This window comes from Streptomyces sp. 35G-GA-8 (assembly GCF_023534745.1).
GTDB lineage: Bacteria > Actinomycetota > Actinomycetes > Streptomycetales > Streptomycetaceae > Streptomyces.
This window is the reverse complement of the sequence record NZ_JAMHJQ010000001.1, coordinates 161,294-187,474: the sequence shown is the minus strand read 5'-3', so window position 1 is coordinate 187,474 and position 26,181 is coordinate 161,294. Positions and strand designations below refer to the sequence as shown.

Annotated in this window: 20 protein-coding genes; 8 read left to right on the top strand and 12 right to left on the bottom strand. The window is 70.2% G+C overall.

What is annotated here, in order from left to right; genetic code table 11:
• Positions 1-12: 12 nt before the first annotated feature.
• Entirely contained in the window at positions 13-693 is a 681-nt protein-coding gene (locus M1203_RS00815) for a TetR/AcrR family transcriptional regulator (protein ID WP_249947475.1), read from the bottom strand.
• Between the two features lie 124 nt (positions 694-817).
• Between M1203_RS00815 and M1203_RS00810 the strand changes: the two genes are divergently transcribed.
• Together M1203_RS00810 and M1203_RS00805 are read left to right on the top strand one after the other, a co-directional pair.
• Complete coding sequence (locus tag M1203_RS00810; RefSeq protein WP_249947474.1) at positions 818-1,615, top strand: VOC family protein; 798 nt, start codon at positions 818-820, stop codon at positions 1,613-1,615.
• 105 nt (positions 1,616-1,720) lie between these two features.
• Positions 1,721-2,026, top strand: a complete 306-nt coding sequence (locus M1203_RS00805; RefSeq protein WP_249947473.1) for a WhiB family transcriptional regulator — start codon at positions 1,721-1,723, stop codon at positions 2,024-2,026.
• 150 nt (positions 2,027-2,176) lie between these two features.
• Here the strand turns inward: M1203_RS00805 and M1203_RS00800 are convergent, their stop codons facing one another.
• From M1203_RS00800 to M1203_RS00785, 4 genes are all read right to left on the bottom strand, one after another.
• Positions 2,177-3,151, bottom strand: a complete 975-nt coding sequence (locus M1203_RS00800; protein WP_249947472.1) for an acyl-ACP desaturase — start codon at positions 3,149-3,151, stop codon at positions 2,177-2,179.
• A gap of 297 nt (positions 3,152-3,448) precedes the next feature.
• On the bottom strand, positions 3,449-5,722 hold the full coding sequence (locus M1203_RS00795; RefSeq protein WP_249947471.1) for an excinuclease ABC subunit UvrA: 2,274 nt from the start codon (positions 5,720-5,722) through the stop codon (positions 3,449-3,451).
• 72 nt (positions 5,723-5,794) lie between these two features.
• Entirely contained in the window at positions 5,795-7,435 is a 1,641-nt protein-coding gene (locus M1203_RS00790; protein ID WP_249947470.1) for an ABC-F family ATP-binding cassette domain-containing protein, read from the bottom strand.
• A gap of 335 nt (positions 7,436-7,770) precedes the next feature.
• Positions 7,771-8,187, bottom strand: coding sequence for an SsgA family sporulation/cell division regulator (locus M1203_RS00785; RefSeq protein WP_249947469.1), 417 nt, complete (start codon positions 8,185-8,187; stop codon positions 7,771-7,773).
• Positions 8,188-8,354: 167 nt separating this feature from the next.
• Between M1203_RS00785 and M1203_RS00780 the strand changes: the two genes are divergently transcribed.
• Positions 8,355-9,035, top strand: a complete 681-nt coding sequence (locus M1203_RS00780; RefSeq protein ID WP_249947468.1) for an endonuclease V — start codon at positions 8,355-8,357, stop codon at positions 9,033-9,035.
• 20 nt (positions 9,036-9,055) lie between these two features.
• On the opposite strand, the gene M1203_RS00775 is transcribed toward M1203_RS00780, so the two are convergent.
• Complete coding sequence (locus M1203_RS00775; RefSeq protein WP_249947467.1) at positions 9,056-10,264, bottom strand: trans-acting enoyl reductase family protein; 1,209 nt, start codon at positions 10,262-10,264, stop codon at positions 9,056-9,058.
• 395 nt (positions 10,265-10,659) lie between these two features.
• Between M1203_RS00775 and M1203_RS00770 the strand changes: the two genes are divergently transcribed.
• The 3 genes from M1203_RS00770 to M1203_RS00760 all read left to right on the top strand — a co-directional run bounded on the left by M1203_RS00770 (position 10,660) and on the right by M1203_RS00760 (position 15,361).
• Positions 10,660-11,847, top strand: a complete 1,188-nt coding sequence (locus M1203_RS00770; protein WP_249947466.1) for a CaiB/BaiF CoA-transferase family protein — start codon at positions 10,660-10,662, stop codon at positions 11,845-11,847.
• Positions 11,844-13,058 (top strand): acetyl-CoA C-acetyltransferase, encoded by a 1,215-nt coding sequence (locus M1203_RS00765; RefSeq protein WP_249947465.1) that lies wholly within the window; start codon positions 11,844-11,846, stop codon positions 13,056-13,058. Before M1203_RS00770 ends, M1203_RS00765 begins: the two co-directional genes overlap by 4 nt.
• Positions 13,059-13,156: 98 nt before the next feature.
• Positions 13,157-15,361: a 3-hydroxyacyl-CoA dehydrogenase NAD-binding domain-containing protein gene (locus M1203_RS00760; protein ID WP_249947464.1), complete on the top strand. Its 2,205-nt coding sequence runs from the start codon at positions 13,157-13,159 to the stop codon at positions 15,359-15,361.
• Positions 15,362-15,364: 3 nt separating this feature from the next.
• On the opposite strand, the gene M1203_RS00755 is transcribed toward M1203_RS00760, so the two are convergent.
• On the bottom strand, positions 15,365-16,093 hold the full coding sequence (locus tag M1203_RS00755) for a MerR family transcriptional regulator (protein ID WP_249947463.1): 729 nt from the start codon (positions 16,091-16,093) through the stop codon (positions 15,365-15,367).
• 211 nt (positions 16,094-16,304) lie between these two features.
• Between M1203_RS00755 and M1203_RS00750 the strand changes: the two genes are divergently transcribed.
• Positions 16,305-17,501 (top strand): glycosyltransferase, encoded by a 1,197-nt coding sequence (locus M1203_RS00750; protein WP_249947462.1) that lies wholly within the window; start codon positions 16,305-16,307, stop codon positions 17,499-17,501.
• A gap of 12 nt (positions 17,502-17,513) precedes the next feature.
• On the opposite strand, the gene M1203_RS00745 is transcribed toward M1203_RS00750, so the two are convergent.
• From M1203_RS00745 to M1203_RS00730, 4 genes are all read right to left on the bottom strand, one after another.
• Positions 17,514-18,911 (bottom strand): GH1 family beta-glucosidase, encoded by a 1,398-nt coding sequence (locus M1203_RS00745; RefSeq protein WP_249947461.1) that lies wholly within the window; start codon positions 18,909-18,911, stop codon positions 17,514-17,516.
• Positions 18,912-19,024: 113 nt separating this feature from the next.
• Positions 19,025-19,930, bottom strand: coding sequence for a carbohydrate ABC transporter permease (locus M1203_RS00740; protein ID WP_249947460.1), 906 nt, complete (start codon positions 19,928-19,930; stop codon positions 19,025-19,027).
• The gene (locus M1203_RS00735) at positions 19,927-20,895 is read right to left on the bottom strand and encodes a carbohydrate ABC transporter permease (protein WP_249947459.1); all 969 of its coding nucleotides are present in this window, start codon (positions 20,893-20,895) and stop codon (positions 19,927-19,929) included. Before M1203_RS00735 ends, M1203_RS00740 begins: the two co-directional genes overlap by 4 nt.
• A gap of 124 nt (positions 20,896-21,019) precedes the next feature.
• Positions 21,020-22,324: an ABC transporter substrate-binding protein gene (locus tag M1203_RS00730; RefSeq protein ID WP_249947458.1), complete on the bottom strand. Its 1,305-nt coding sequence runs from the start codon at positions 22,322-22,324 to the stop codon at positions 21,020-21,022.
• Positions 22,325-22,590: 266 nt separating this feature from the next.
• Here M1203_RS00730 and M1203_RS00725 point away from each other — a divergent pair, with 266 nt between their 5' ends.
• Positions 22,591-24,846 (top strand): glycosyl hydrolase, encoded by a 2,256-nt coding sequence (locus M1203_RS00725; RefSeq protein WP_249947457.1) that lies wholly within the window; start codon positions 22,591-22,593, stop codon positions 24,844-24,846.
• A gap of 51 nt (positions 24,847-24,897) precedes the next feature.
• Here M1203_RS00725 and M1203_RS00720 read toward each other — a convergent pair whose 3' ends face one another.
• Positions 24,898-25,938 (bottom strand): LacI family DNA-binding transcriptional regulator, encoded by a 1,041-nt coding sequence (locus M1203_RS00720; RefSeq protein WP_249947456.1) that lies wholly within the window; start codon positions 25,936-25,938, stop codon positions 24,898-24,900.
• Positions 25,939-26,181: the final 243 nt, after the last annotated feature.

Genomic DNA, 26,181 nt, shown 5'->3' with positions numbered 1-26,181 from the left:
CGCTGCGGGCGCTTACGCGGACGCCGGTGTGTCCCCGCCGAAGTCGGGGCTCCCGGGGAGGGCAGCCGGGTCGGTCGCGGCGGCGCGCAGTCGGTTCAGGATTCCCCGCGCCGCCCTCTCGTACGCGACCTCGTCACCGTGCAGTACGGACTTGGCGTTGGCCGCCTCCATCAGCGCGATGATCTCGAACGCCAGCTGCGGCACGTCCAGTTCGGCCCCGAAGCCCCCGGCGAGCCGCGCCTTCTCGATCGTGCGCTCCACATAACCCACCCAGTCGTCCAGGGAAGTGGCGATCGCGTCGTGCACCGGACCGCTGCGCGCGTCGAATTCGGCGGCGACGGCGTAGAAGAAGCAACCGCCGGCGAAGACCCGGGTCGAGGAGTACGTCAGCCAGTTGCGGCACAGCGCCCACACGCGCCCGGCGCCAGGGGGCAACTCGCGCGTCGGGTGGACGACATGCGTGGCGTAGACATCGGTGGCCGCCCGTACCGTCGCCAGCTGAAGTTCCTCCTTCGAGCCGAAGAGGGCGAAGACACCGCTTTTGCTCAGCTTCAGCTCGGTGGCGATACGACCGAGGGAGAGCCCTTCCAGCCCCTCGACCGACGCGATGTCCATCGTGCGGTCGAGCACCAGCCGCCGAGTCTGATTGCCGCGCTCGACGCGCCCGTCAGTACTGCCGCGTGTGCCGCTCATTCCCCCACTCTACTGAACGCACGATCGTGCGGCCTCCTGTCGGGCCCGGCAGCACATGCGAGGGCACCGCACGGGGAGGAGACTCGGAGGGAGACAGCTATGGGATCCCCTGAAGGAGCGCGCCATGGTCAGGACGCCGTTTGTCACCGGTTCCCCGGTGTGGATCGACCTCGGCACCCCCGATATCGAGGGCGCGGCCACCTTCTACAAAGGTATTTTCGGCTGGGACTTCGTCTCCGCGGGCCCGGAGGCCGGCGGCTACGGCCTGTTCCAGCTGAACGGCAGGACAGCGGCCGGTGCCATGCCCGTGGAGCCCGGCCAGGCGCCGCCTTCCTGGTCCCTGTACTTCCAGACGCCCAACGCCGATGCCATGGCCAAGTCCGTTCAGCAGGGCGGTGGTTCTGTCGTCTTCGAGCCGATGGACGTGATGGACCTCGGCAGAATGGCGGTCTTCACCGATCCGTCGGGCGCGGGCTTCTCGGTCTGGCAGCCGGGCAAGAACAAGGGGCTGGACGCCGTCGACGAGCCGGGCAGCCTCTGCTGGGGCGAGTTGTACACCCCGGACGAGGACGCCGCGTACCGCTTCTACAACTCGGTCTTCGGCTGGGAGACCACCAGCATGCCGATGCCGGACGGAACGGGCGCCTACCGGATGGTGAATCCGGCGGGCCAGGGCGCCGAGGGGATGTTCGGCGGCTTCGTGCCGCTCGGCACCGACCCGGCGGAGGCCGACACGGGCCCGCACTGGCTCCTGTACTTTGCGGTCACGGACTGCGACGCTTCTGTGACGGCCGCGCGGAAGCTGGGCGGTACGGTCCGGGTGGCGCCGACCGATATCGAGGGCGTCGGACGGTTCGCGAAGCTCACCGACCCCTCCGGGACGCGGTTCGCGGTGATGCAGGGCGTGGACCAGACCGGCTGACGCCGGCTGACGGCGGCGCGGGAGACGCCCGGCCCTTCGCCGGCCCGCCGGGTCGTTGACGGTTCGTCAATCACTTGTTTATCGCGGCCCGGCAGCCTGTGCGGCATGCCGATCAACATCACCGACATCACCACCAGCACGACCGACACAAAGGACGCGACCGACCGCGGTGAGCACGAACTCTCCTGGCAGGAGAGCGCGTTGTGTGCCCAGACCGGGCCGGAATTCTTCTTCCCCGCCCCCGGCTCCTCCACCCGGGAGGCGAAGCGGCTCTGCGGCGCCTGCGAGGGCAGGGTGGCCTGCCTCCAGTACGCGCTCGCCAACGACGAGCGATTCGGCGTCTGGGGTGGTCTCTCGGAGAAGGAGCGGCAGAACCTCCGGCGAGACGCGGCCGGCCTCCGCAGAGGCTGAACCGTGCGCGTGAACCCGGGCGCGTGAACCCGGGCGCGTCCGAGCGGATCGTCGCCGCCGCCGAAGAACCCGGCGACGGCGACGATGTGGGCAGGGCAGCCGCTCCGGCAGCCGCTACAGCAGCCGGCCCACGGAACCCGGCCGGCGGAATCAGCCGGCGGCGCGCGCCGCCATCCGTGCCTTGCGCGCGGCGAGCCTCTCGTCGAACTTGCTCGCCTCGCTGTTCAGACCGCCCATGTACATCCCCAGCTCTTCCTGCGCCTTGAGTCCCTCCGGGCCCAGCCCGTCGATCTCCAGGACCTTCAGATAGCGCAGCACCGGCTGGAGCACATCGTCGTGATGGATCCGCATGTTGTAGATCTCGCCAATGGCCATCTGCGCGGCGGCGCGCTCGAAGCCGGGCATGCCGTGTCCGGGCATCCGGAAGTTCACGACGACATCGCGGACGGACTGCATGGTCAGATCCGGGGCGATCTCGAAGGCCGCGCCCAGCAGATTCCGGTAGAAGACCATGTGCAGGTTCTCGTCGGTGGCGATCCGCGCCAGCATCCGGTCACAGACCGGGTCGCCCGACTGGTGTCCGGTGTTGCGGTGCGAGACCCGGGTCGCCAGCTCCTGGAAGGCGACATAGGCGACGGAGTGCAGCATGGAGTGGCGGTTGTCGGACTCGAATCCCTCCGACATGTGCGCCATCCGGAACTGCTCCAGCTTGTCCGGGTCCACGGCCCGCGAGGTGAGCAGGTAGTCCCGCATCACAATGCCGTGCCGGCCCTCTTCCGCGGTCCAGCGGTGCACCCAGGTGCCCCAGGCCCCGTCGCGGCCGAAGAGACTCGCGATCTCGTGGTGGTAGCTGGGGAGGTTGTCCTCGGTCAGCAGATTGACCACGAGCGCGATCTTGCCTATGTCGGTGACCTTCGACTGCTCGGGGTCCCAGGCCTCGCCGTTCTCGAAGACGCCGGGGAAGTTGCGGCCGTCGGACCATGGCACGTACTCGTGCGGCATCCAGTCCTTGGCGACTTTGAGATGGCGGTTGAGCTCCTTCTCCACCACCTCTTCCAGCGCGTACAGCAGCCGGGCGTCAGTCCACGCGTCCGAACTGCCGAGGTGGGGAGAGGTGATCGACACGGGTACTCCAGGGGGGACGGGAGGTTTACCTACGGGTTCGTAGGTTACGACACCGTAGGTTAAGGCCCCGGTAAGGCGAAGACCAAGCCCGCTGACGTCGAACATCCCTACGCTCGGTCATGCGCGCAGGTCGGAGAGGTCCCGAAGGCGCACAGAGAGACACGTCACGCACCCTTCGAACTTGGCGACCCGTGCCCGCTGGACCCGCCCGTACCCGCAAAGCCCGCCCGTGCCCGCTGGACCCGGCCCGTGCCCAGCCGGCCTGGCCGGTGCCCAGCGGAGCCGGCTCGTATCCGCTCAGGCCGGGAGAGGGGCCCCCTCCTGCTCCCTGCGCAGATACTCGGCGGTGAAGGACTTGGGATGATCGAGCAACTGCCGCGGAGTTCCCTCGAAGACGATCTCTCCGCCGTGCTTGCCGCCGTCGGGGCCGAGATCGATCACCCAGTCCGCCCGCTTGACCACATCCATGTTGTGCTCGACGCAGATCACCGAGTTCCCGGCGTCGACCAGCCGGTCCAGCAGTGTCACCAGCGTGTCCACGTCCGCCATGTGCAGCCCGGTGGTCGGCTCGTCGAGTACGTACACACTGCCCGTGCGATGCAGTTGCGTGGCCAGCTTGATGCGCTGGCGCTCGCCGCCCGAGAGCGAGCTGAGCGGCTGACCGAGGGTGAGATAGGTCAGCCCGACGTCATTGAGCGTACGCAGCTTTCGCAGCAGCGCCCTGTCCGTGAAGAACTCCATGGCCACCGCCGCCGTCATGTCCAGTACGTCGACGATGGAGCGGCCCCGCACCGTGTGCCGCAGCACCTCGTCGTGGAAGCGCCGTCCCTCGCAGGCGTGGCAGGTCGTGGTCACCGGGTCCATGAAGGCGAGATCGGTGTAGATCAGCCCGCGTCCCGAGCACTCCCCGCACGCCCCCGAGGAGTTGAAGCTGAACAGCCCCGGCGCGACCCCGTTCTCCTTGGCGAAGATCTTGCGGATGGTGTCCATGACGCCGAGGTACGAGGCGGGGGTGGAGCGGGACGAGGCGGTGATGGCGCCCTGGTCGATGACGATCGCCTCCGGGTACGCCGCCGTGAACACCTCCGAGATCAGGGTCGACTTCCCGGACCCCGCCACCCCGGTCACGGCCGTGAGCACGCCGGTCGGGAACCGTACATCGATGCCCTTGAGGTTGTGCAGCGCCGCGCCGGTCACCGGAAGCCAGTCGGCGGGGGAGCGGAACGACTCCTTGACGGGTGTACGGCGGCGCAGACAGCGGCCGGTGAGCGTATCGGCCTCCCGGAGCCGGTCCACCGGGCCCTCGTACACGATCCGGCCGCCGTCCGTCCCGGCCTTCGGACCCATGTCGACGATATGGTCCGCGATCGCCATCACATCCGGGTCGTGCTCCACCACCAGCACCGTATTGCCCTTGTCGCGCAGCCGTATCAGCAGATCGTTCAGCCGGCCGACATCGCGCGGATGCAGTCCCACACTCGGCTCGTCGAAGATGAAGGTGAGGCCGGTCAGCGAACTCCCCAGATGGCGCACCATCTTGAGCCGCTGGCCCTCGCCGCCGGACAGTGTGGTGGTCTCCCGGTCCAGGCTGAGATAGCCGAGCCCGATCCCCACCAGCCGCTCCAGCCGCTCACGGGCGGCGGTCGCGATCGGGGTCGCCACGGGGTCGTCTATCCGGCCCAGCACCTCCACCAGATCGGCGACCTCCATGCGGGTGTGATCGGCGATGCTCAGCCCGTCGATACGGGAGGCGAGCGCGGCCTCGTTGAGGCGCGCCCCGCCGCACGCCTCGCACAGCCGCTCCACCGTGAAGCGCGCCGCCGCCTCCTTGCGCTTCTCGGAGAGATTGGCGGTGTCACGGTTGAGGAAGAGCCGGGTGAAGCGGGAGACGATTCCCTCGAACCGCATATCGACCGCGCCCGACTTCACTTGGATCCGGACCTTGAAGTCACCGCCGTGCAGCAGCAGTTCACGCTCCTCGTCGGTGTACTCGCCGAGCGGCTTCGCCCGGTCGAAGTGGCCGGACTCGGCGTACAGACTCCACTCCCAGCTGTTCACGGAGAGCCCGGGCAGCAGCAGCGCGCCCTCGTCGAGCGATTTGGTCCAGTCGATCGCCCGGTCGATGTCGAGCGCCACCACCCGGCCCACCCCGTCGCAGAGCGCGCACATCCCCGACGGGTCATTGAAGGAGTACGCGGTCGCCGCCCCCGCGCTCGGCACGCCATGGCGCGAGAACAGCACCCGGATCACCGAGTAGATGTCCGTCATCGTGCCGACCGTGGAGCGGACATTGCCGCCGATCGGCTTCTGGTCGACAACGACCGCCACCGAGAGATCATCGATCCCGTCGACCTGCGGGCGCTCGTACTTCGGCAGAAAACTTCTGATGAACGAGGTGAAGGTCTCGTTCAGTTGGCGCTGCGACTCCACCGCGACGGTGTCGAAGACGATCGAGGACTTGCCGGACCCCGACACCCCGGTGAAGACGGTGATCTTGCCCTTCGGAATGGTGAGGGACACGTCCCGGAGGTTGTTCTCACGGGCACCCGTGATGGTGATGTTTTGAGGCATGCCCCGACGCTAACCGGAAACCCGGACATCTTCTGTCCGGATTTCCGGTCGGCGCCCGGTGCGCCCATTCACTTATCCACGCGTTCCGGCCGCCCGTACCTCCTCGGCGGTGGTGTCGCGCAGCTCCCCGTCCAGCAGCAGCCAGCGGGTGATGCCGAGCGACTCCAGGAACGGCACATCATGGCTCGCCACGATCAGCGCGCCCTCGTACGACTCCAGGGCGGCCGTGAGCCGGCGCACCCCCGCCATGTCGAGGTTGTTCGTCGGCTCGTCCAGCATCAGCAGCCGCGGCGCCGGCTCCGCCAGCAGCAGCGCGGCGAGCGAGGCCCGGAACCGCTCCCCGCCCGAGAGCGTACCGGCCGGCTGGTCGGCGCGCGCGCCCCGGAACAGGAAGCGTGCCAGCCGCGCCCGGATCATGTTGTTCGTCGCCCCGGGCGCGAACCGCGCCACGTTGTCCACCACGCTCAGCGCGTCATCGAGGACATCCAGCCGCTGAGGCAGAAAGCGCAGGGGGACATGGGTCAGCGCCTCGCCGGAGACCGGTTCCAGCTCCCCGGCGACCGTACGCAGCAGTGTGGTCTTGCCCGAGCCGTTCCGGCCGACGAGCGCGATCCGCTCGGGGCCGCGGATCTCGAACTCCCCCTTGGCCTCGGCCCCGTACGGCGGTCGCAGCTCTCGCAGCGTGAGCACGGCGCGGCCGGGGTGGACCGTGGTGTGCGGCAGCTCGATACGGATCTCGTCGTCGTCCCGTACCGCGTCCACCGCCTCGTCCAGGCGCTCCCTCGCCTCGGCCAGCCGCTCGGTGTGCATGACGCGGTGCTTGCCCGCGGACTCCTGGGCGGTGCGCTTGCGCATCCTCATGACGGCCCGGGGCTCCCGTTTGGTGTCGTACATCTTCTGGCCGTATCGCACGCGCTTGGCCAACTTCTGCTGGGCTTCGGCGAGTTCGCGCTTCTGTCGCTGTACGTCGGCCTCCGCGACCCGCACCATGCGTTCGGCCGCCTCCTGTTCCTGGGCGAGCGCGTCCTCGTAGGCCGTGTAGTTGCCGCCGTACCACCGCACCTCGCCGTCCCGGAGATCCGCGATCTGATCGACGCGTTCGAGCAGTTCGCGGTCATGGCTGACCACGACCATCACACCGGACCAGGTGTCGACCGCGTCGTACAGCCGTCGCCGCGCGTGCAGATCGAGGTTGTTGGTCGGCTCGTCGAGCAGCAGCACCGCCGGCCCGGCCAGCAGCAGCGCGGCCAGCCGGAGCAGCACGCACTCGCCGCCCGACATCTCACCGATGGTCCGGTCGAGGCCGAGATGGCCGAGGCCGAGCTGAGCGAGGGTGGCATGGGCCCGCTCCTCGACGTCCCAGTCGTCGCCGACGGCGGTGAAGTGCTCCTCGCTCGCGTCGCCCGACTCGATGGCGTGCAGCGCGGTGCGGGTCGCCGCGATACCGAGGGCCTCGTCCACCCGCAGCGCGGTGTCGAGCACCACGGTCTGCGGCAGATGACCGATCTCGCCGGCCACCTTGATCGTGCCCTCGGCCGGGGTCAGTTCGCCCGCGATGAGCCGCAACAGCGTTGATTTTCCTGATCCGTTGAGACCGATCAGACCCGTTCTGCCGGGACCGACGGCCAGCTGGAGATCATCGAACACACCGGTCCCGTCGGGCCAGGTGAAGGAGAGGGCGGCGCAGGTGATGAAGGTGGGAGAGGTAGACATGGAGGTCTCCGGTCGCTGCGGGGAAGTCAGGTGTACGGGGCAACGGATGGAGACACCGCGAGACGGGGGATCCCGGTCGGGAGGACGGCTCGGCAGCCGAGGTCGCACACGAGACGCACAACGGCCGGAAGAACCGGCGGAGGCTGTGCGACAGCGGTGTCTCAGGACCTCAGACGAGCAACGTCCTACTCCAATCGGCGACAACAGGACCACGACCCACCGTAGGGAGGGGCCGGGGTGTGGTCAACGCGATTACGGCGGAGTGGGCGCGGGCGCGCGCCGGGCGGACTCGGACTCGGACGCGGCGGGCGGACTCGGGCGGGGGGCGGGCGGGCTCAGCAGGCGTCGCGCAGCAGCTCGGTCAGATCGTGGTCGAGATCGAGGTAGTGATGCTCGCGGCCGACCGGGACGAGATCCTCGGAGCGCTCCAGGAAACGCCGCAGCTCGGCGGTGCGCAGATGGACCATCGCGGTGCCCTCGGGAGCGTGGAACTCCAGCACCGTACGGCCGTACCCGAAGGGCCGCACCCGTACGTCCCCGACCCCGACGGGCTCGGTCATGCCCGTCGCCAGCAGCTCACGGGAGAACTCCCAGGTCACCTCGGTGCCCTCCAGCGTCGCCGGCGGCGGGAACGCCATCCGTACGGCGAAGGGGTCCGCCCGGTCGTAGCGCAGGGTCGCGGGTACGGTCTCCAGCCGGGGAGCGGACGCGACCAGCCGGGCCTGTACGGCCTGTTCAATGACGAGCGTCATGGTCTGCTCCCCTTCGTCGGACCTGGATGAGGTCTTCTTCTATGGGAAAGACGGTGGAGCGCCTCGATACGTGCTCCAAAACGGGAGTGAGCTGTGTCACCGTGCCCCCCAAAGGTCTCCGCCATGGCGTGATTCCGACCCCGGGCGGGCCCTAGTGTGTGTTGACCATGAAGATGATCAGAACGCCCGAGGACGAGACCGAGGCCCGTGCCATCCAGGACGAGCTGCGCGGCCTGGTCGTACGGGACGAGCCGGGGCCGCCGCCCGGAACCGGGCTGGTGACGGGGGTGGATGTGGCGTACGACGACGAGCGTGATGTCGTCGCCGCCGCGGCCGTCGTGCTCGACGCCGCCACCCTCGCCGTCGTCGAGGAGGCCACCGCCGTCGGCACGGTCGCCTTCCCTTACGTACCCGGACTGCTGGCCTTCCGGGAGATCCCCACCGTCCTGGCCGCCCTCGAAGCGCTCACCTCGGAGCCCGGCCTCATCGTCTGCGACGGCTACGGACTGGCCCATCCGCGCCGCTTCGGGCTCGCCGCGCATCTCGGGGTGCTCACCGGCCTTCCGGTGATCGGTGTGGCCAAGAACCCGTTCACCTTCTCGTACCGGCAGCCGGGCGGCCGGCGCGGTGACTTCTCACCGCTGGTGGCCGACGACGGCGAGGAGGTGGGGCGGGCGCTGCGCACGCGGGAGGGCGTCAAGCCGGTGTTCGTCTCGGTCGGCCACCGTGTCGGCCTCGCCAACGCCTGCGCGCACACCCTGCGACTGACACCCCACTACCGCCTTCCCGAATCCACCCGGCGGGCCGACGCCCTCTGCCGCCGCGCGCTGCGCGAGACGACCGACTGAGGGAGATCCCCCGCCAGGGCTCAGCCGGCCGCGTCCAGCTGCCGCGCGTCCACGATCCTGAACCCCAGCCCCGCCGCCCGCAGTCGCCCCAGCAGCGCGTCGCCCATCGCCACCGCCGGGGTCACCTGGCCGGCGGTGGCGGGCAGCTCGTCCATGGCGAGCGAGAGCGCCGACTCGGCCAGCATCTTCGCCGACTCGTCATAGCCGGGGTCGCCGCCCGAGACCTCGGTGAAGACCCGGTGTCCGCCGCCCGTGCCCACCAGACGGAGCGAGAAGCTGCTCGCTCGCCTGCGTTCGAGGTCCGGGCCGCTGCCCGACTCGAATCGTCCCGTCAACCACCTCCGGACCGGGGGCAGTTGGGCCAGGGCGACACCCACCCCGGCCGCCGCGCTGCCGCCGAGCGCCACCGGCAGTGTCTTCACCCCGGCGAAGTACCGGTAGCGGAAATCGGGACCGTAGCGCGGCAGCGCCGCTGCCGAGCGCGCCACCACCTGCGCGTCGAGCGTCGGCAGCGGCAGTGCCCAGTACCCGGTCTCCCGGCTGAAGTGCGGGGCGCCGAGGGACCCGCGCGCGCGGCGGTCGACCAGCCTCGGCTCATGCAGCCGCCGCTCCCGGGCCGCGTGCAGCGACTGCCGGCCGCGGCTCATGGCCGTCAGCACGGTGGCGAGTGTGCCGCCGGAGAAGAGGGCGTTGGAACGTACGAACGCGTCCACGCGCAGCGGTACGTCCTCCGGCAGGTGCTGGACGGTGAGGTACGCGCCCAGATCGCCGGGGATCGCGTCGAAGCCGCAGGCGTGCACGAGCCGTGCCCCGGTCTCCCGGGCGCGGACGTCGTAACGCAGATACATCAGATCAAGGAACTCGGGCTCGCCGCACAGGTCCGCGTAGTCGGTCCCCGTCTCCGCGCACTCCGCCACCAGCCTCTCGCCGTACCAGATATACGGCCCGACGGTCGACGCGACGACCCGGGTGGACTCGGCGAGGGCGCGCAGCGAGTCGGGGTCTTCCGCGTCGGCCCGCAGTACGGGCAGCACGGCGCACCCCGGATTGAGCGCGGTGAGCCGTTCCCGCAGCCGCTCCAGCCGGGCCTGATCGCGCCCGGCGATGGCCCAGCGGCAGTTCTCGGGGGCGTGGGCCGCGAGATACTCCGCGGTCAGTGTCCCCACGAAGCCCGTCGCCCCGAAGAGCACGATGTCGTACGGGCGCTCCGTCCCGTTCGTCCTGGCCATTGACTCCTCCGCCGTTCCGCCCCGCGCCATTGCCGGTGGCCGAGGCTAGTGCCCCTCCCGGCAATGTTTGCCCCGTCGCGTCGCCCAGCACGCGCGCTCGCGGCGTTGGCCAGAAGCCCAAGTAGCCCCGCTACAAGGGCTTCTGGCCGCCTTGCGATCACACGCACTGGACGCCGCTCCTTGACGGGCAAACATTGCCGGTCGCGGCACTAGCGTGAGATCTCGGGCACGGAGCGGGAACACTCATCGCGGAACCGGTCGGGTCGGCATAGGCTCGACAGAGAGAACTAAGCGCTTGCTCGGCCCGAGGGGTTGTGCGGAGTGGGGCCCGTTCTTAGCATCGCTGGTGTTACATCAGTTGTGTCACACAGCGCCGGAAGCCAGATGGGAGCCGGATGTCAGCCGCGGGAAATGGTCCGCTGACGGGCGTACGCGTGGTCGAGCTGGCCGGTATCGGCCCCGGCCCCTTCGCCGCGATGACCCTCGCCGATCTCGGCGCCGATGTCGTACGGGTCGACCGTCCGGGCGGTGCGGGCCTCGGTATCGATCCGGCGTACGACCTGACCAACCGCAACAAGCGGTCCGTGCTGATCGACCTCAAGACCGAGGACGGCGCGGCCCGTGTCCTCGATCTGGCCGAGCGCGCCGACGTACTCATCGAGGGATACCGGCCGGGGGTCGCCGAGCGCCTCGGTGTCGGGCCGCGGGAGTGCCTGGACCGCAATCCACGGCTGGTGTACGGGCGGATGACCGGCTGGGGCCAGGACGGACCGCTCGCCGAGCGTGCCGGGCACGACATCGGGTATATCGCCGTCAGCGGCGCGCTCTCCATGATCGGCACGGCCGGGGAGCCCCCCGCGCTCCCGGCGAATCTGCTCGGGGACTACGCGGGCGGCTCGCTCTATCTGGTCATCGGGGTCCTCGCCGCGCTCCAGCACGCGCGTACGCCCGACGGTGCGGGACAGGTGGTGGACGCGGCGATCGTCGACGGCACCGCCCATCTCACCACCATGATCCACGCGATGATGGGCGCGGGTGGCTGGCAGGACCGGCGGGGCGCCAATCTGCTCGACGGGGGCAGTCCGTTCTACGGTTCGTACGAGACCGCCGACGGCGAGTACATGGCGGTCGGCGCGCTGGAGCAGCGGTTCTACAACGAGTTCGTGGAACTGCTCGGCATCGCCGAACAGCTCCCGCCGCGCAAGGACTTCGGGCGCTGGGACGAACTGCGCGAGGCGGTCGCCGCCCGGTTCAGAACGAAGACCCGCCAGGAGTGGACGGCGGTCTTCGAGGGCTCCGACGCGTGTGTCGCGCCGGTGCTCTCCCTGCGCGAGGCCCCGGCCCACCCGCATCTGGCGGCCCGCGGCACCTTCACCCGCCACGCGGGACTCACCCAGCCCGCGCCCGCGCCGAGGTTCTCCGTCACTCCCGGGTCGGTGCGCCACGCTCCCGCGCGGCCCGGCGCGGACACCGCCGAGGTGGTCCGCGACTGGGACCTGCCCCTACGCGCCACGGAGAACAGCCCAGCCACTCGTCTCGCCCCTCCCCCTCCCGAAACCTCTCCCGAAAGGCAGTCGCCGTGAGTACCGAAGCGTTCGTCTACGACGCGATCCGCACCCCGCGCGGCCGCGGCAAGGCCCATGGCGCCCTGCACGGCACGAAGCCGATCGATCTCGTCGTCGGACTGATCCATGAGCTGCGCCGCCGCCTCCCCGGACTCGATCCGGCGGCGATCGATGACATCGTCCTCGGTGTGGTGAGCCCGCTCGGCGACCAGGGCTCGGACATCGCCCGGATCGCGGCCGTCGCCGCCGGACTGCCCGACTCCGTCGCGGGCGTCCAGGAGAACCGCTTCTGCGCCTCCGGGCTGGAAGCCGTCAATCTGGCCGCCGCCAAGATCCGCTCCGGCTGGGAGGACCTGATCCTCGCGGGCGGCGTCGAGTCGATGTCGCGGGTGCCGATGGGCTCCGACGGCGGCGCCTGGGCCATGGACCCGATGACCAGCTTCCGGACGGGCTTCGCCCCGCAGGGCATCGGCGCCGATCTGATCGCCACCCTCGGCGGCTTCAGCAGGCGCGATGTGGACGAGTTCGCCGCGCTGTCCCAGGAGCGGGCGGCCACCGCGTGGAAGGAGGGCCGCTTCGAACGCTCGATCGTGCCGGTCCTCGACCGCAACGGCCTCACCGTCCTCGACCATGACGAGCACATGCGCCCCGGCACCACCGCCGACTCGCTCGCCGCGCTCAAACCGTCGTTCGCCGGCATCGGGGACAAGGGCGGCTTCGACGCCGTCGTCCTCCAGAAGTACCACTGGGTCGAGCGGATCGACCATGTCCACCACGCCGGCAACTCGTCCGGCATCGTGGACGGCGCGGCCCTGGTCGCCATCGGCTCCCGCGAGACCGGTGAACGTCACGGACTCACGCCCCGCGCCCGGATCGTCTCCGCGGCCGTCTCCGGTTCCGAACCGACCATCATGCTGACCGGCCCCGCCCCCGCCAGCCGCAAGGCGCTCGCCAAGGCCGGGCTGACCATCGAGGACATCGACCTCGTCGAGATCAACGAAGCCTTCGCGGCGGTCGTCCTGCGCTTCGTCGAGGAGATGGGCCTCTCGCTGGACAAGGTCAATGTCAACGGCGGCGCCATCGCGCTCGGCCATCCGCTCGGGGCCACCGGCGCCATGATCCTCGGCACTCTCGTGGACGAACTGGAGCGCCAGGACAAGCGGTACGGCCTCGCCACGCTCTGCGTCGGCGGCGGTATGGGGGTCGCCACCATCGTGGAACGGCTCTGACGGCCCCGCGCCCGCGCCCCACTCCTGGACCCCGCCCGGTTCCCCCGGATTCCCCCTCCTGGACCCCCGTCCGGATTTCCCCGATACGGAGCAGCAGCATGAGCGAGTCCACCACCCCGGCCTCCCCGGCGATTCGCTGGGAGCAGGACGGGACAGGCGTCGTCACCCTCGTCCTCGACGACCCCGTCCAGTCCGCCAACACCATGAACCAGGCCTTCCGGCGGTCCATCGCGGCGATCGCCGACCGCGTGGAGGCCGAGCGGGACAGCATCCGCGGCATCATCATCACCTCCGCGAAGAAGACCTTCTTCGCGGGCGGCGACCTCAAGGACATGATCAAGCTCGGTCCCGCCGACGCCGAGCAGGTCTTCGAGGGCAGCATGGCCATGAAGCACGCCCTGCGCCGTATCGAAACCCTCGGCAAGCCCGTGGTCGCGGCCCTCAACGGCGCGGCTCTGGGCGGAGGTTACGAGATCGCGCTCGCCTGCCACCACCGGATCGCCCTGGACGCGCCCGGCTCCAGGATCGGGCTGCCCGAGGTGACGCTCGGACTGCTGCCTGCGGGCGGCGGGGTCACCCGTACCGTACGGCTGATGGGCGTCGCGGACGCGCTGCTCAAGGTGCTGCTCCAGGGCACCCAGTACACCCCGGCGCGCGCCCTGGAGAACGGGCTCGTCCATGAGGTCGCCGCCACCGCGGACGACATGCTCGCCCGTGCCCGCGCCTTCATCGACGCCCACCCCGAGTCGTCCCAGCCGTGGGACGTCAAGGGCTACAAGATCCCCGGCGGTACGCCGTCCAGTCCGCGCTTCGCCGCCAATCTGCCCGCGTTCCCGGCCAATCTGAAGAAGCAGACGGCGGGCGCCCCGTACCCGGCGCCGCGCAATATCCTCGCGGCGGCCGTCGAGGGCTCCCAGGTCGACTTCGAGACCGCCCAGACCATCGAGGCCCGCTACTTCGCCGAACTGGTCACCGGCCAGACCGCGAAGAACATGATCCAGGCGTTCTTCTTCGACCTCCAGGCCGTCAACTCCGGCGCGGGCCGCCCCCAGGGCATCGCACCGCGCGAGATCCGCAAGGTCGCGGTCCTCGGCGCGGGGATGATGGGCGCGGGCATCGCGTACTCCTGCGCGCGCGCCGGATTCGACGTCGTGCTGAAGGACGTCTCGGCGGAGGCCGCCGCGAAAGGGAAGGCGTACTCCGAGAAGCTGCTCGCCAAGGCGCTCTCCCGGGGCCGTAAGACCGAGGCCGAGCGGGACGCGCTGCTCGCCCGTATCACCCCGACCGCCGACCCCGCCGACCTCGCCGGTTGCGACGCGGTGATCGAGGCGGTCTTCGAGGACACCGCGCTCAAGCACAAGGTGTTCCAGGAGATCCAGGACATTGTCGAGCCCGACGCGCTGCTCTGTTCCAACACCTCCACCCTGCCCATCACCGTGCTCGCCGAGGGCGTCTCCCGGCCCGCCGACTTCATCGGGCTGCACTTCTTCTCACCGGTCGACAAGATGCCGCTCGTGGAGATCATCAAGGGCGAGCGGACCGGGGACGAGGCGCTGGCCCGCGCGTTCGATCTGGTACGTGCGATCAGGAAGACCCCGATCGTGGTCAATGACGCGCGCGGCTTCTTCACCTCGCGGGTGATCGGGCAGTTCATCAACGAGGGTGTGGCGCTGGTGGGCGAGGGTGTCGAACCCGCCTCGGTCGAACAGGCCGCCGCGCAGGCCGGCTACCCCGCCAAGGTGCTCTCGCTGATGGACGAGCTGACGCTCACCCTGCCCAGGAAGATCCGCAACGAGGCACGGCGCGCGGTCGAGGAGGCCGGCGGCACCTGGACCGCGCACCCGGCGGACGCGGTCATCGACCGGATGGTGGACGAGTTCGGCCGGCCGGGACGCAGCGGGGGCGCGGGCTTCTACGAGTACGACGAGAACGGCAGGCGGACCCGCCTCTGGCCGGGCCTGCGCGAGCACTTCGGCACTCCGGCCGGCGAGGCCCGCACGGAGGTTCCGTTCCTCGACATGAAGGAGCGGATGCTCTTCTCCGAGGCGCTGGACTCCGTCCGCTGTCTGGAGGAGAACGTCCTGACCTCGGTGGCCGACGCCAATATCGGCTCCATCATGGGCATCGGCTTCCCGGCCTGGACGGGCGGAGTGCTCCAGTACATCAACGGGTACGAGGGCGGCCTGCCCGGTTTCGTGGCCCGTGCCCGAGAGCTGGCGCGGCGGTACGGCGCCCGCTTCGAGCCGCCCGCGCTGCTGGTCGAGAAGGCGGCGAAGGGCGAGACGTTCGGCGACCACGCCTGAGTTTCACCGCGTCCTGAACGCGGCCCGCAGTTCCTCCTTCAGCGACCGCTGGAACGCCGTCACCAGCGCCTGCACCACCAGGGGCCGCATAGGGGCCGAGAGCGACTTCATCGCCGCGACATGCCCGGGGTCGGACCCCTCGTTCCGGTACGGGGTCCACACCTCGTCCCGGAACAGCCGCGTCAGCTCGTGCGCGGCCTCGCGGGTGTGCTCCAGCAGGATTGTGCGGGCCGCGAGGATGGTCTCCTGCGCGATCGGCACGTCCAGCAGCTCGACGCCGAGCCGCAGCAGCCCGGGATCGAGCCGGAAGCCGTCCCGGCCCTCGGCGCGTACCAGGACGCCCATCGCGGCGAGCCGGTCGATGTCCTCCTCGGACAGCGCCCGCCCGGCCCGGCGCTCCAGCTCGGCCCGGGTGGCGTCCTCGGTGGAGTCCGGCGCCCACGAGGCCACCAGCGCCCGGTGGACGGCGAGGTCGTGCGCGCTCAGATCGGGCGGCAGCCGCTCCAGATAGCGTTCGATCGCGGCGAGGGTCATGCCCAGGTGCTGAAGCTCCTCGATGAGCGCCAGCCGGGAGAGATGGTCCTGCCCGTAGTGGCCGACACGGCGCGGCCCGATCACCGGCGGCGGCAGCAGCCCGCGCGTGCTGTAGAAGCGGATGGTGCGTACGGTGACCCCGGCGCGGGCCGCCAGCTCATCGACGGTGAGTGCCGGCTCCGCTGCCCCTGTGGCCATGTCCGCGCCTCGCCTTCCGCTGCTGTGGGCCGACAGATCGACAGGTCGACTCGGTGCAACAGTATTGCTGTGCCACCAGTGCTGTGAAAGGGGTGACACCAGCTCACGGCCGGCTCACGGCGGTCGACGCGGCCCAGGGTCCGCCTGGCGGATACCGGCCAAGCGTGCCGACTCCGGCGTGATCCGAACGAGAGACACCTAGGCTCGTCCCATGCGCATTCTCTTCACCTCGACCGGGGGATCGGGGCATTTCCATCCCCTCGTCCCGTTCATCGACGCCTGCGCCGAGCGCGGCGACGAGGTCCTTGTCGTGGGTCCGCCGAAGCTCGAAGCGACGCTCGCCGCCCGCGACCAGCCCTACCGGATCGGCGGGGAGCCGCCGGCCGCCGAGTTCGAGGCCGTCTTCACCCGGGCCATGAACGCCTCTCCCGACGAGGGCAGAAGGATCGTCAACACGGAGTTCTTCGGCCGGCTCTGCACGGCCGCGCTGCTGCCCGCGGTGGAGGAGGTGTGCCGGGAATGGCGGCCCGATCTCGTGCTGCGTGAGCCGTGCGAGTACGCCGGGGCCGTCGTCGCCTGGCGCCTCGGCATCCCGCACGCCCAGGTCGCCATCTCGGCGGCCGAGATCGAGGAGTTCGCCCTCGGCGTCGTGGCGCCCGTACTCGCCCCCTACGGCGAGCGGATCGTGGAACAGCTCTGGGCGGCCCCGTACATGACGCGCTTTCCGGCCTCCCTGGACCCGTCACCCTTCGCCGTGACCCGGCGCTTCCGCGACCCGGTCGAACCGGCCCCGGCCGCGCTGCCGGACTGGTGGAACGGGAGCGCCGACCCCCTCGTCTATCTCACGCTCGGCACCGAGGCGGGCGGCATGCGCGACGCCGCCGCGGCCTACCGGGCGACGCTCGACGCCGTACGGGAACTGCCGGTGCGCGTGCTGCTGACGGCGGGGCGGACCACTGATGTGTCCGCGTTCGGCCCGCAGCCCCCCAACGTCCATATGGAGCGGTGGGTTCCACAGGCCGATGTCCTGGGCAGCGCGTCCGTGGTGCTCTGCCACGGCGGCTCGGGAACCACCTTCGGCGCGCTGGCGGCCGGGGTTCCGCTCGTCATCGTCCCGTTCTTCGCCGACCAGCCCGCCAACGCCCGGCTCGTGACCACGGCCGGCGCCGGCCTCTCCGTCACGCCCACGGGCGGCCCGCCCGACGGACGGGCCGTGCTCGGCGCCGAGGACGTCCCGCGTATCCGGTCCGCCGTCGAGACCGTGCTCGGCGACCCCGCGTACCGTACGGCGGCGGAGCGCCTGGCGGCCGAGACACGCGCGCTGCCCACGGCCGCCGAACTGCTCGACGCACTCCTGCTCGACACCCGCACCGCGGTCCCGGCACCGGGGGCGCTGGACAGGTCCTGACCCCGGCACGCCTCAGTCCAGACCGCCCCGGCCGATGACCCCCGCGTACCAGCGCGCGCTGTCCTTCACCGTGCGGCGCTGGGTCGCGAAGTCCACGTGGACGATGCCGAACCGCTTGCTGTAGCCGTACGCCCACTCGAAGTTGTCCAGCAGCGACCAGAGGAAATAGCCGCGCACCTTCGCGCCGTCCGCGATCGCGCGGTGGACGGCGTGGAGATGGGCACGCAGATAGGCCACCCGCTCGGGGTCGTGCACCGCGCCGGACGGATCCGCGTAGTCGTCGTACGCCGCGCCGTTCTCGGTGACCATCAGCGGGGTGGCGGGCAGCTCGTCCCGCAGCCGTGTGAGCAGTTCGTACAGTCCGTCCGCGTCGACCGGCCAGTCCATCGCGGTACGCGGTCCCGGCGCGGGGACGAACCGTACCCGCCCCTCCGCGCCCGGCCACGGCGACGGGGTGTCGCAGGAGCCGGCCGCGACGACCGTGGGGGAGTAGTAGTTGATCCCCAGCGAGTCGATGGGCGTGGCGGCGACCGCCAGATCGCCGTCCCGGACGAACGCCCAGTCCGTCAGCGCGGCGGTGTCCTCGACCAGATCCGCGGGCAGCCGCCCGTGGAACACCGGATCGAGGAAGATCCGGTTCCCGACGGCATCGATCCTGCGCACCGCGTCGAGATCGGCCGCCGAGTCCGTCAGCGGCCGGACGGCGTGCAGATTGAGGGTCAGCGAGATCTCGGACTTCCTGGGCAGCGCGTCGCGCAGCGCGCGGGTGGCCAGACCATGGGCGAGATTGAAGTGGTGGGCGGCGCGCAGCGCGGCGACCGGATCCGTACGGCCCGGGGCATGGACACCGGAGGCGTATCCCAGGAACGCCGCGCACCACGGCTCGTTGAGGGTGGTCCAGGTGGCCACCCGGTCGCCGAGTGCTTCGGCGACGATCCGCGCGTACTCCGCGAACCGCGCCGCGGTGTCGCGCTGCGGCCAGCCGCCCGCGTCCTCCAGTTCCTGGGGGAGATCCCAGTGGTAGAGCGTGGCGACCGGCCGGATGCCCGCCGCCAGCAGCGCGTCCACCAGCCGCCGGTAGAAGTCCAGACCACGCTGTACGGCCGGGCCGCGGCCGGTCGGCTGGACGCGCGGCCAGGACACCGAGAAGCGGTAGTCCGTCACCCCCAGCTCCTTCAGCAGCGCGATGTCCTCGTCCATCCGGTGGTAGTGGTCGGCGGCGATATCGCCGGTGTCACCGTTGCGGACCCGGCCGGGAGCGCGGCTGAAGGTGTCCCAGATGGACGGGGTACGGCCGTCCTCGGCGGCGGCCCCCTCGATCTGGTACGCGGCGGTGGCCGTACCCCAGCGGAAACCGGCGGGGAAGCGCGACTCCGCGGTGGTCTGGGGACGTGCGTCGACAGCGGTCATATGGAAGGAACTCCCGTGAGATGAGACAGAACGGTGGGGGAGGGGCCCCGGCGAGGGGACTCGTACGGGCGCGCGCCGACGGGTGTCTCGGCGAGTACGCGACAGGCGGGGGATCAGCCCTTGACGGCGCCCTGCATGATGCCGCCGACGATCTGCCGGCCGAGCAGCCCGAAGACCAGCAGCACGGGCAGCGTGCCGAGCAGGGTGCCCGCCATGATCACGGACTGGTCGTGGACATAGCCGCCGCCGAGCTGGCGCAGCGCCACCTGCACGGTCGGATTCTGCGAGGAGAGCGCGATGATCGGCCAGAAGAAGTCGTTCCAGGCGGCCATGAAGGTCAGCATGCCGAGCACGGCCATCCCCGGCCGGGCGATGGGCACCACGATCGACCAGAAGATCCGCGCGGTGGAGGCGCCGTCCACCCGGGCCGCCTCGATCAACTCGTCGGGCAGCGACTGCACCAGATACTGGCGCATGAAGAACACCCCGAAGGCGGAGACGAGTCCGGGCAGGATGACGGCCTGGAGCTGGTTCACCCACTGGAGTTCGGCGATCAGCATGAACAGCGGGATCACGCCGAGCTGCGGCGGGATCATCATCGTGCCCACGGTCACGGCGAGCAGCGCGCCTCGGCCGCGGAAGCGCAGTTTGGCGAAGGCGAATCCGGCGAGGGTGCAGCACAGCACCGTACCCACGGTGATCGAACCGGACACGATGAAGGAGTTGAGGAGGGCCTTGCCGATATCGGCCTCTTCCAATACCGCCTCGAAGTTGCGGATGAGGTTCGGCCCGGGCAGCAGACTCGGCGGTACCTTCGCCAGCTCGGCGTTGGAGCGGCTGGCCGCGACGATCGTCCAGTAGAACGGGAACGCCGAGAAGAGCAGCGCGACGGCCAGGATCGCGTACGAGAGCCTGCCCCCGTGCATCGTGCGCCCGGCCCGGCCGCCGCGTCGCGGGGACCGCCGTGGCCGGTCCTCGGTCCCCGGCGGTGGGGTGGGCGGTGCGGCGAGCGCGGTCATCGGCCGGCCTCCTTACGGGAACGGCGGCGGGCGATCAGGGCGTTGACGCCGACCAGCAGCAGGATCAGGACGAACATCACCCAGGCGATCGCGGCGGCCCGGCCCAGATGGAAGAAGCCCCAGCCCTGCTCGTACATATAGAGGCCGAGGGTCTGGTACTGATGCGAGATACCGCCCGAGATGGACCCCTCGAAGAGCAGCGGCTCACCGAAGAGCTGGGTGGCGCCGATCGTGGAGACGATGGTGGTGAAGACGATCGTGGGGCGCAGCCCCGGCAGGGTGACATGGAGGAACTGCCGCCAGCGCGAGGCCCCGTCGACCTCGGCGGCCTCGTACAGCTCGCCGGGGATCGACTGCATGCCGGCCAGATAGATCAGCGCGTTGTAGCCGGTCCAGCGCCAGATGACGATGGACGACACGGCGATCTGCGAGGCGACCGTACCGGTCTGCCAGTCCACCGGGTCGAAACCGACCAGTCCCAGTACGTAGTTGATCAGACCGAAGTCGCGGCCGAAGAGCTGGGCGAAGACGAGCGTCGCGGCGGCGACCGAGGTGGCGTACGGCAGCAGGATCGCCGTGCGGATGAACGTCCGGCCGCGCAGCTTGTAGTTGAGCAGATGGGCCAGGCCCAGGGCCATCGCCAGCTGAGGGACGGTCGACAGCACCCCGATGGTGAAGGTGTTGCGCAGCGATGTCCAGAAGAACTCGTCGGTGAAGAGCGCGGTGTAGTTGCCCAGACCGCGCCACTCCATGTCGCCGGGTGTCTGGAGCTCCACCCGGTAGAGCGAGACGAACGCGGTGTAGAGCAGCGGGAACAGCCCGAAGGCCGCGAACAGCGTGAAGAACGGGGCGATATAGGCGTACGGGGAGAAGGCGCGCCAGGCGCGACGCACGGCGGACGGCTGGGCGGCGGCCGGCCCGGACGGCGGCGGGGACGCGGCCTTCGCGGTGGCGGTGAGGGTCATGGAACGGCCTTCGGAAGCGTGGGCGAGCGACAGGGGAGGGACGGGACCGGGGACGGGCACTGAGCGGGGACGAGATGTGGAATCCGCCCGGAACCCGCCCCCGGGGACAGCGTCGGCCGATGCGTCAGCCGATGACGTTGTCGACGCCCTTCTTCGCCGTGGACCATGCCTTCTCGGACGAGGTGCCCTTGCGCTCCACCTCGCCCAGCGCGTTGGTGATCTGCTGGGCCACATTGGCGTCATGGACCCCGAGGACCTGTACGGGGGAGGACTTGGCCGCGTCACCGAAGATCTGGCCGATCGGCGCGTCCGAGAAGTACGCGTCCTTGGCGCCCGAGACCTTCTCGATGGCGCCCGTGGCGGACGGGAAGAGCCCCTGCTTCTGGAAGAGCTTCGCCTGCTGCTCGGGCGCGGTCAGCCACTCGATCAGCTCGTACGCCTCCTTCTTGTTCTTGGCGGCGCGCGGGACGGAGAGATACGAGCCTCCCCAGTTGCCCGCGCCACCGGGCAGCTTGGCGATGTCCCACTTGCCGGAACCGGTCTCCCCGGCCTGGCCCTTGATATAGCTGAGCATCCACGCGGGGCACGGAATGGTGGCGAACGAACCGGCCGCGAACGCCTGGTTCCACTGCGGCGTCCACTGGTCGAGCTTGGCGCTCAGCCCGGACTCCGCGGCCTCCACCGAGGTGTCCCAGGCGGTCTTCACGGCCGGGTTGTTCTCGTAGATCAGCTTCCCGGAGGCGTCGTAGTAGCGCTCCTTCTCCTGGCCGATCATGATCGAGTAGAGGCTGCCGATGCTGTCGATCCAGGCGCCCTTCGCGGGCGCCTTCTTCTTGTACTCCTTGCCGAGCGCGAGATACCCGTCCCAGGTGGACCACATCCGGCTCAGCTCGGCACGGTCCGTCGGCAGCCCCGCCTGCTCGAACAGATCCGTGCGATAGCACATCGCCTCGGGCCCGACATCCGTGCCCAGACCCAGGATCCGGCCGTCCTCCGTCGTGGCGGCGGACCACTTGGCCTCGGCGAACTGGTCCTTGAGCTTGTCCGCGCCGTACTGCTTCAAGTCTTCGAACTTGTCGGACTGCTGCTGGGTGACCGACGCGATCCGGCCCACCTCGATGCCCTGCACATCGCCGAGCCCGCCCCCGCCGGCCAGCCGGGTCTGGAGCGACTTCCAGTAGTCGGCCTCGTCCTCGGTGTCGCTCTGCTTGATCGTGATGTCCGGGTGGAGCTTCTGGTACTCCGCGTAGAGTCCCGCCTCCTTGTAGCCGAACGATCCGAAGAGGTCGACCGTCAGCGTGACCTTGCCGCCCGCGCTGTCGGAGGTTCCCCCCGAGGAACCGGATCCGCACGCGGCGAGGAGTGCCCCGGAGAGCACGACCGCACCGAGACGGAGTGCGGCCCTCCTGGCGGCTCGGGCGTTGGGCATGGGAAGCCTCCCTTGGCTTCGGAATACAACGGAGTACCCGCGAGAGGCGGTTGAGAGCGCTCTCAGGAGATGGCTTGGAGCGTGCCCCGGGGCGCTACTCCTCGTCAAGACTCGAACACATAACGGCTACGGTTCGGACCCAGGCTCGGCGTGAACTGCCGTACGTGTCCGACGTATTGACACTTCTGTTTCAGGAGTTTTACGTTTCCTGCCATCTGAGAGCGCTCTCGGACGCCCTTGCCCCCCATGTCTTCGAGGTGCCGTCCATGTCCGTCTCCCGCGCCAGACCCGCCTCGGCGCTGCTTCTGGCCACCGCCCTGGCCGCCGTCGGTCTCGGCCCCGCCGCGTCCCCGGCGCTGGCCGCCAATGTGCCCGTCGGCTCCGGCAGTTACTCGGACAGCCGGCCCGCCGGCACATCCGGCCCCACCACCAACACCGGCACTCCCGTCACCCCGAAGGTGACCGAGGCCGCCCGCGACCGGCCGCTGCCCACCAACGACTGGTGGTCCTCGCTGGCCTTCCAGCGATACGGCGACAACCCGTACTCCACCCCCATGTACGGCCATCCCCTCACCTATCAGGCGACGGCCGGCGGTCTGGAGGTCGGCTATCCGACCACCCCGGCGATCGTCGGCGACGGCCGCCAGTACGAGTACGCCCACAAGGCCGATCTCACCCTCGGTCTGACCGGGCTCAACTCGCCCGACACCAAGGCCGACGCCTGGTCGGACTGGACCGTCACGCCGTACTGGTCCGACGGCGCCCGGACGCTGCGGACCACCATCGGCCACGGTCTGCCCTTCGTCTACGCCAAGGGCTCGGGCGGCGACGCGCGGATCACCACCGCCGCCGCACCCCAGGTCTTCGCCGACGACGGCAATGTCCTCGGCATCACCGTCGCGGGCCACCACTACGCCCTGTTCGCACCGACCGGCAGCGACTGGGCCGTCTCCGGATCCACCGTGACGGCCGGGCTCGGCGGCGCCGACTACTTCTCGCTGGCGGTCCTGCCGTCCACGGACGCGCTCGCGACCTACCGGAAGTACGCCTACAGCTTCGTCACCGGCTCGAAGGTGAGCTGGAGCACCGAGGGCGGCACGGTCAAGGCCACCTACAGCCTCACCACCGCGCCGCAGGAGGGCACCGAGACCGGCACCCTCCAGGCCCTCTACCGGCACCAGTGGCTGAACACCACCGACGCGCTGACCCCGTACACCTATGTCTCCCCACGCGGCACGATGAAGGTGCGCGAGTCGGCCTCCTTCACCACCTCGCAGGCGTCCTCAGGAGTGCTGCCCGCGCTGCCGAAGTCCAGCGGTGTCGACCAGGCCCGGCTCAAGGGCTATCTGGACGAGGTGGCGGGTGCGGGCGATCCGTTCTCCGGCGCGACCGACACATACTGGACGGGCAAGGCGCTGGGCAGACTCGCCCAACTGGTGCCCATGGCCGACCAGATCGGTGAGAGCGCGACGCGCGACAAGCTCCTCGGGCTGCTCAAGAGCCGGCTGGAGGAGTGGTTCACGGCGGGCGGCGCGAGTGAGTTCTCCTACGACAAGGACTGGAAGACGCTGATCGGCTATCCGGCGTCCTACGGCAGTGACACGGAGCTGAACGACCACCACTTCCACTACAGCTACTACGTGTACGCGGCGGCGATCGTCGCGCAGTACGACCAGGGCTGGGCCGCCGACTCCGCCTGGGGCGGCATGGTGAAGACGCTGATCCGTGACGCGGCCAACCCCAGCCGCACCGACACCGCCTTCCCCTTCCTGCGCGGCTTCGATGTGTACGCGGGCCACAGCTGGGCCTCCGGGCACCAGGGGTTCGCCGCGGGCAACAACCAGGAGTCGTCGTCGGAGTCCACCAACCTCAGCGCCGCACTCGTCCTGTGGGGTTCCGCGACCGGCGACGCCGAACTACGCGATCTGGGCAGCTACTTGCTCGCCACCGAGTCCGAGGCGATCGCCCAGTACTGGTTCGACGCCGACGAGCAGGTCTTCCCGTCCTCCTTCGGCCATGACACGGCGGGCATGGTGTGGGGCAGCGGCGCCGCGTACTCCACCTGGTGGACCGCCAATCCCGAGGAGATCCATGGCATCAACGTCCTTCCCGTGACCGGCGGTTCACTGCATCTGGGCCGGGAGAAGGCGGCGATCGAACGCAATCTCGCCGAGCTGGAACGGGAGAACGGCGGCCCGGCCGTCGAATGGCGCGACATCCTCTGGGAGTTCGAGGCCCTGGCCGATCCGGCGGGCGCCAAGGCCAAGTGGGACGCGGGCAACGCGGGATACACCCCCGAGGCCGGTGAGTCCAAGGCGCACACCTACCACTGGATCGCCACGCTGGACGCGCTCGGTGCTCCCGACGCGACGGTGACCGGGTCCGTCCCGGCCTCGGCCGTCTTCAGCAAGGGCGGTGTACGCACCTACGCGGCGCACAACTTCGAGCCGGTGGCGCGGACGGTCACCTTCTCGGACGGTACGACGCTCGACGTACCGGCCCGCTCGACAGCGACGAAGTAGCCGTAGGACCGCCCGGTATCGCGCGGGCGGACACGGGACGGCGGGCCCGGCTCAGGCCGAGGCCCGCCGTACCAGCGTGGTCGGGGTGATCACCGACGCCGGGGCCCGCTCGCCCTCGCGCTCCCGGTCGAGCCCGCGCAGCAACAGCCGCGCCATCAGCCTGCCCTGCCCCTCGATGTCCTGCTGGACGGTGGTCAGCGGCGGATCCGTGACCCCGGCGACCGAGTCCATGTCGTCGAACCCCACCAGCGCCACCTCGCCGGGCACCGCGATCCCGCGCTCCTTGAGCACCCGCAGCGCGCCCGAGGCCATCAGATCGTTGGCGGCGAACACCGCGTCCAGCTCGGGACACCGCTCCAGCAGCTCGGTCATCGCCCGCGCCCCGCTCTCCTCGGTGAACGCCCCCTCGGCGATCAGCGCGGGATCCCCGTCCAGCAGCACATCGCGGTAGCCGTCGAGCCGGTCGGTGGCCGATGCCTGGTCGCGCGGCCCCGCGATGTGCGCGATCCGCCGACGGCCGAGGTCCCGCAGATACCGCACGGCCTCCCGGGCGCCGCCGCGGTTGTCCGCGTCCACATACGGCACGTCCCGGTGGTCCGGTGCCTTCGTCCAGCTCGGCCGGCCGCCGTAGACCGTCGGCATCCCGGCCCGCCGGGTGATCTCGGGGATCGGATCGTCGGTGTGCAGCGAGAAGGCGAGCGCGCCATCGACATGGCCGCCCGCCAGATAACGCGCGATCCGGTCGTAGTCGCCGGGACCTTCGAGCAGCAGCAGGACCAACTGGTAGTCGTGCGCGGTCAGTTCCTTGCTGATACCGCGGATCTGCTGGGAGAAGAACGGGTCCGAGAAGATCCGGATCTCCGGCTCCGCGATGATCACGGCGACGGCGCCGGTGCGCCGGGTGACCAGTGTGCGGGCCGCGTGGTTCGGTACGTATCCCAGCTCCTCGACCGCCCGTCGCACCTTCTCGACCAGCGGCTGTCGCACCCCCGCGCCGCCGTTGACGACCCGGGAGGCGGTGGCCCGCGAGACACCGGCACGCGCCGCGACGGCTTCCAGAGTGGGGCGGGCCCCAGGGAACGGCTCGGTCAAGACGTGCGCTCCTCGTCGGAGGGGAAACGGACTACGCGGGCAGGGACACCGTCCAGCCTAGCCGCTCCCGACGCGATCCTGAGAGCGCTCCCATGCTGTCCCAGCAGGGAACATGCCGCGTCGGCGGGGAACGCGCCGTGCGGCGCCCCCCAAGAAGGGCGGCGCGGAACGGGCACGGAGCGGGTGCGGAAACGGACGCGGAGCGGGCGCGCGGCCCCTCGACTCCCCTGACTGCCCTCTTTT

Bases quoted from the DNA above. Each gene is read 5' to 3' on its own strand.
- M1203_RS00815 (WP_249947475.1), bottom strand. From the start codon at position 693: ATGAGCGGCACACGCGGCAGTACTGACGGGCGCGTCGAGCGCGGCAAT.
- M1203_RS00810 (WP_249947474.1), top strand. From the start codon at position 818: ATGGTCAGGACGCCGTTTGTCACCGGTTCCCCGGTGTGGATCGACCTC.
- M1203_RS00805 (WP_249947473.1), top strand. From the start codon at position 1,721: ATGCCGATCAACATCACCGACATCACCACCAGCACGACCGACACAAAG.
- M1203_RS00795 (WP_249947471.1), bottom strand. From the start codon at position 5,722: ATGCCTCAAAACATCACCATCACGGGTGCCCGTGAGAACAACCTCCGG.
- M1203_RS00790 (WP_249947470.1), bottom strand. From the start codon at position 7,435: ATGTCTACCTCTCCCACCTTCATCACCTGCGCCGCCCTCTCCTTCACC.
- M1203_RS00785 (WP_249947469.1), bottom strand. From the start codon at position 8,187: ATGACGCTCGTCATTGAACAGGCCGTACAGGCCCGGCTGGTCGCGTCC.
- M1203_RS00780 (WP_249947468.1), top strand. From the start codon at position 8,355: ATGAAGATGATCAGAACGCCCGAGGACGAGACCGAGGCCCGTGCCATC.
- M1203_RS00775 (WP_249947467.1), bottom strand. From the start codon at position 10,264: ATGGCCAGGACGAACGGGACGGAGCGCCCGTACGACATCGTGCTCTTC.
- M1203_RS00770 (WP_249947466.1), top strand. From the start codon at position 10,660: ATGTCAGCCGCGGGAAATGGTCCGCTGACGGGCGTACGCGTGGTCGAG.
- M1203_RS00760 (WP_249947464.1), top strand. From the start codon at position 13,157: ATGAGCGAGTCCACCACCCCGGCCTCCCCGGCGATTCGCTGGGAGCAG.
- M1203_RS00755 (WP_249947463.1), bottom strand. From the start codon at position 16,093: ATGGCCACAGGGGCAGCGGAGCCGGCACTCACCGTCGATGAGCTGGCG.
- M1203_RS00750 (WP_249947462.1), top strand. From the start codon at position 16,305: ATGCGCATTCTCTTCACCTCGACCGGGGGATCGGGGCATTTCCATCCC.
- M1203_RS00745 (WP_249947461.1), bottom strand. From the start codon at position 18,911: ATGACCGCTGTCGACGCACGTCCCCAGACCACCGCGGAGTCGCGCTTC.
- M1203_RS00740 (WP_249947460.1), bottom strand. From the start codon at position 19,930: ATGACCGCGCTCGCCGCACCGCCCACCCCACCGCCGGGGACCGAGGAC.
- M1203_RS00735 (WP_249947459.1), bottom strand. From the start codon at position 20,895: ATGACCCTCACCGCCACCGCGAAGGCCGCGTCCCCGCCGCCGTCCGGG.
- M1203_RS00730 (WP_249947458.1), bottom strand. From the start codon at position 22,324: ATGCCCAACGCCCGAGCCGCCAGGAGGGCCGCACTCCGTCTCGGTGCG.
- M1203_RS00725 (WP_249947457.1), top strand. From the start codon at position 22,591: ATGTCCGTCTCCCGCGCCAGACCCGCCTCGGCGCTGCTTCTGGCCACC.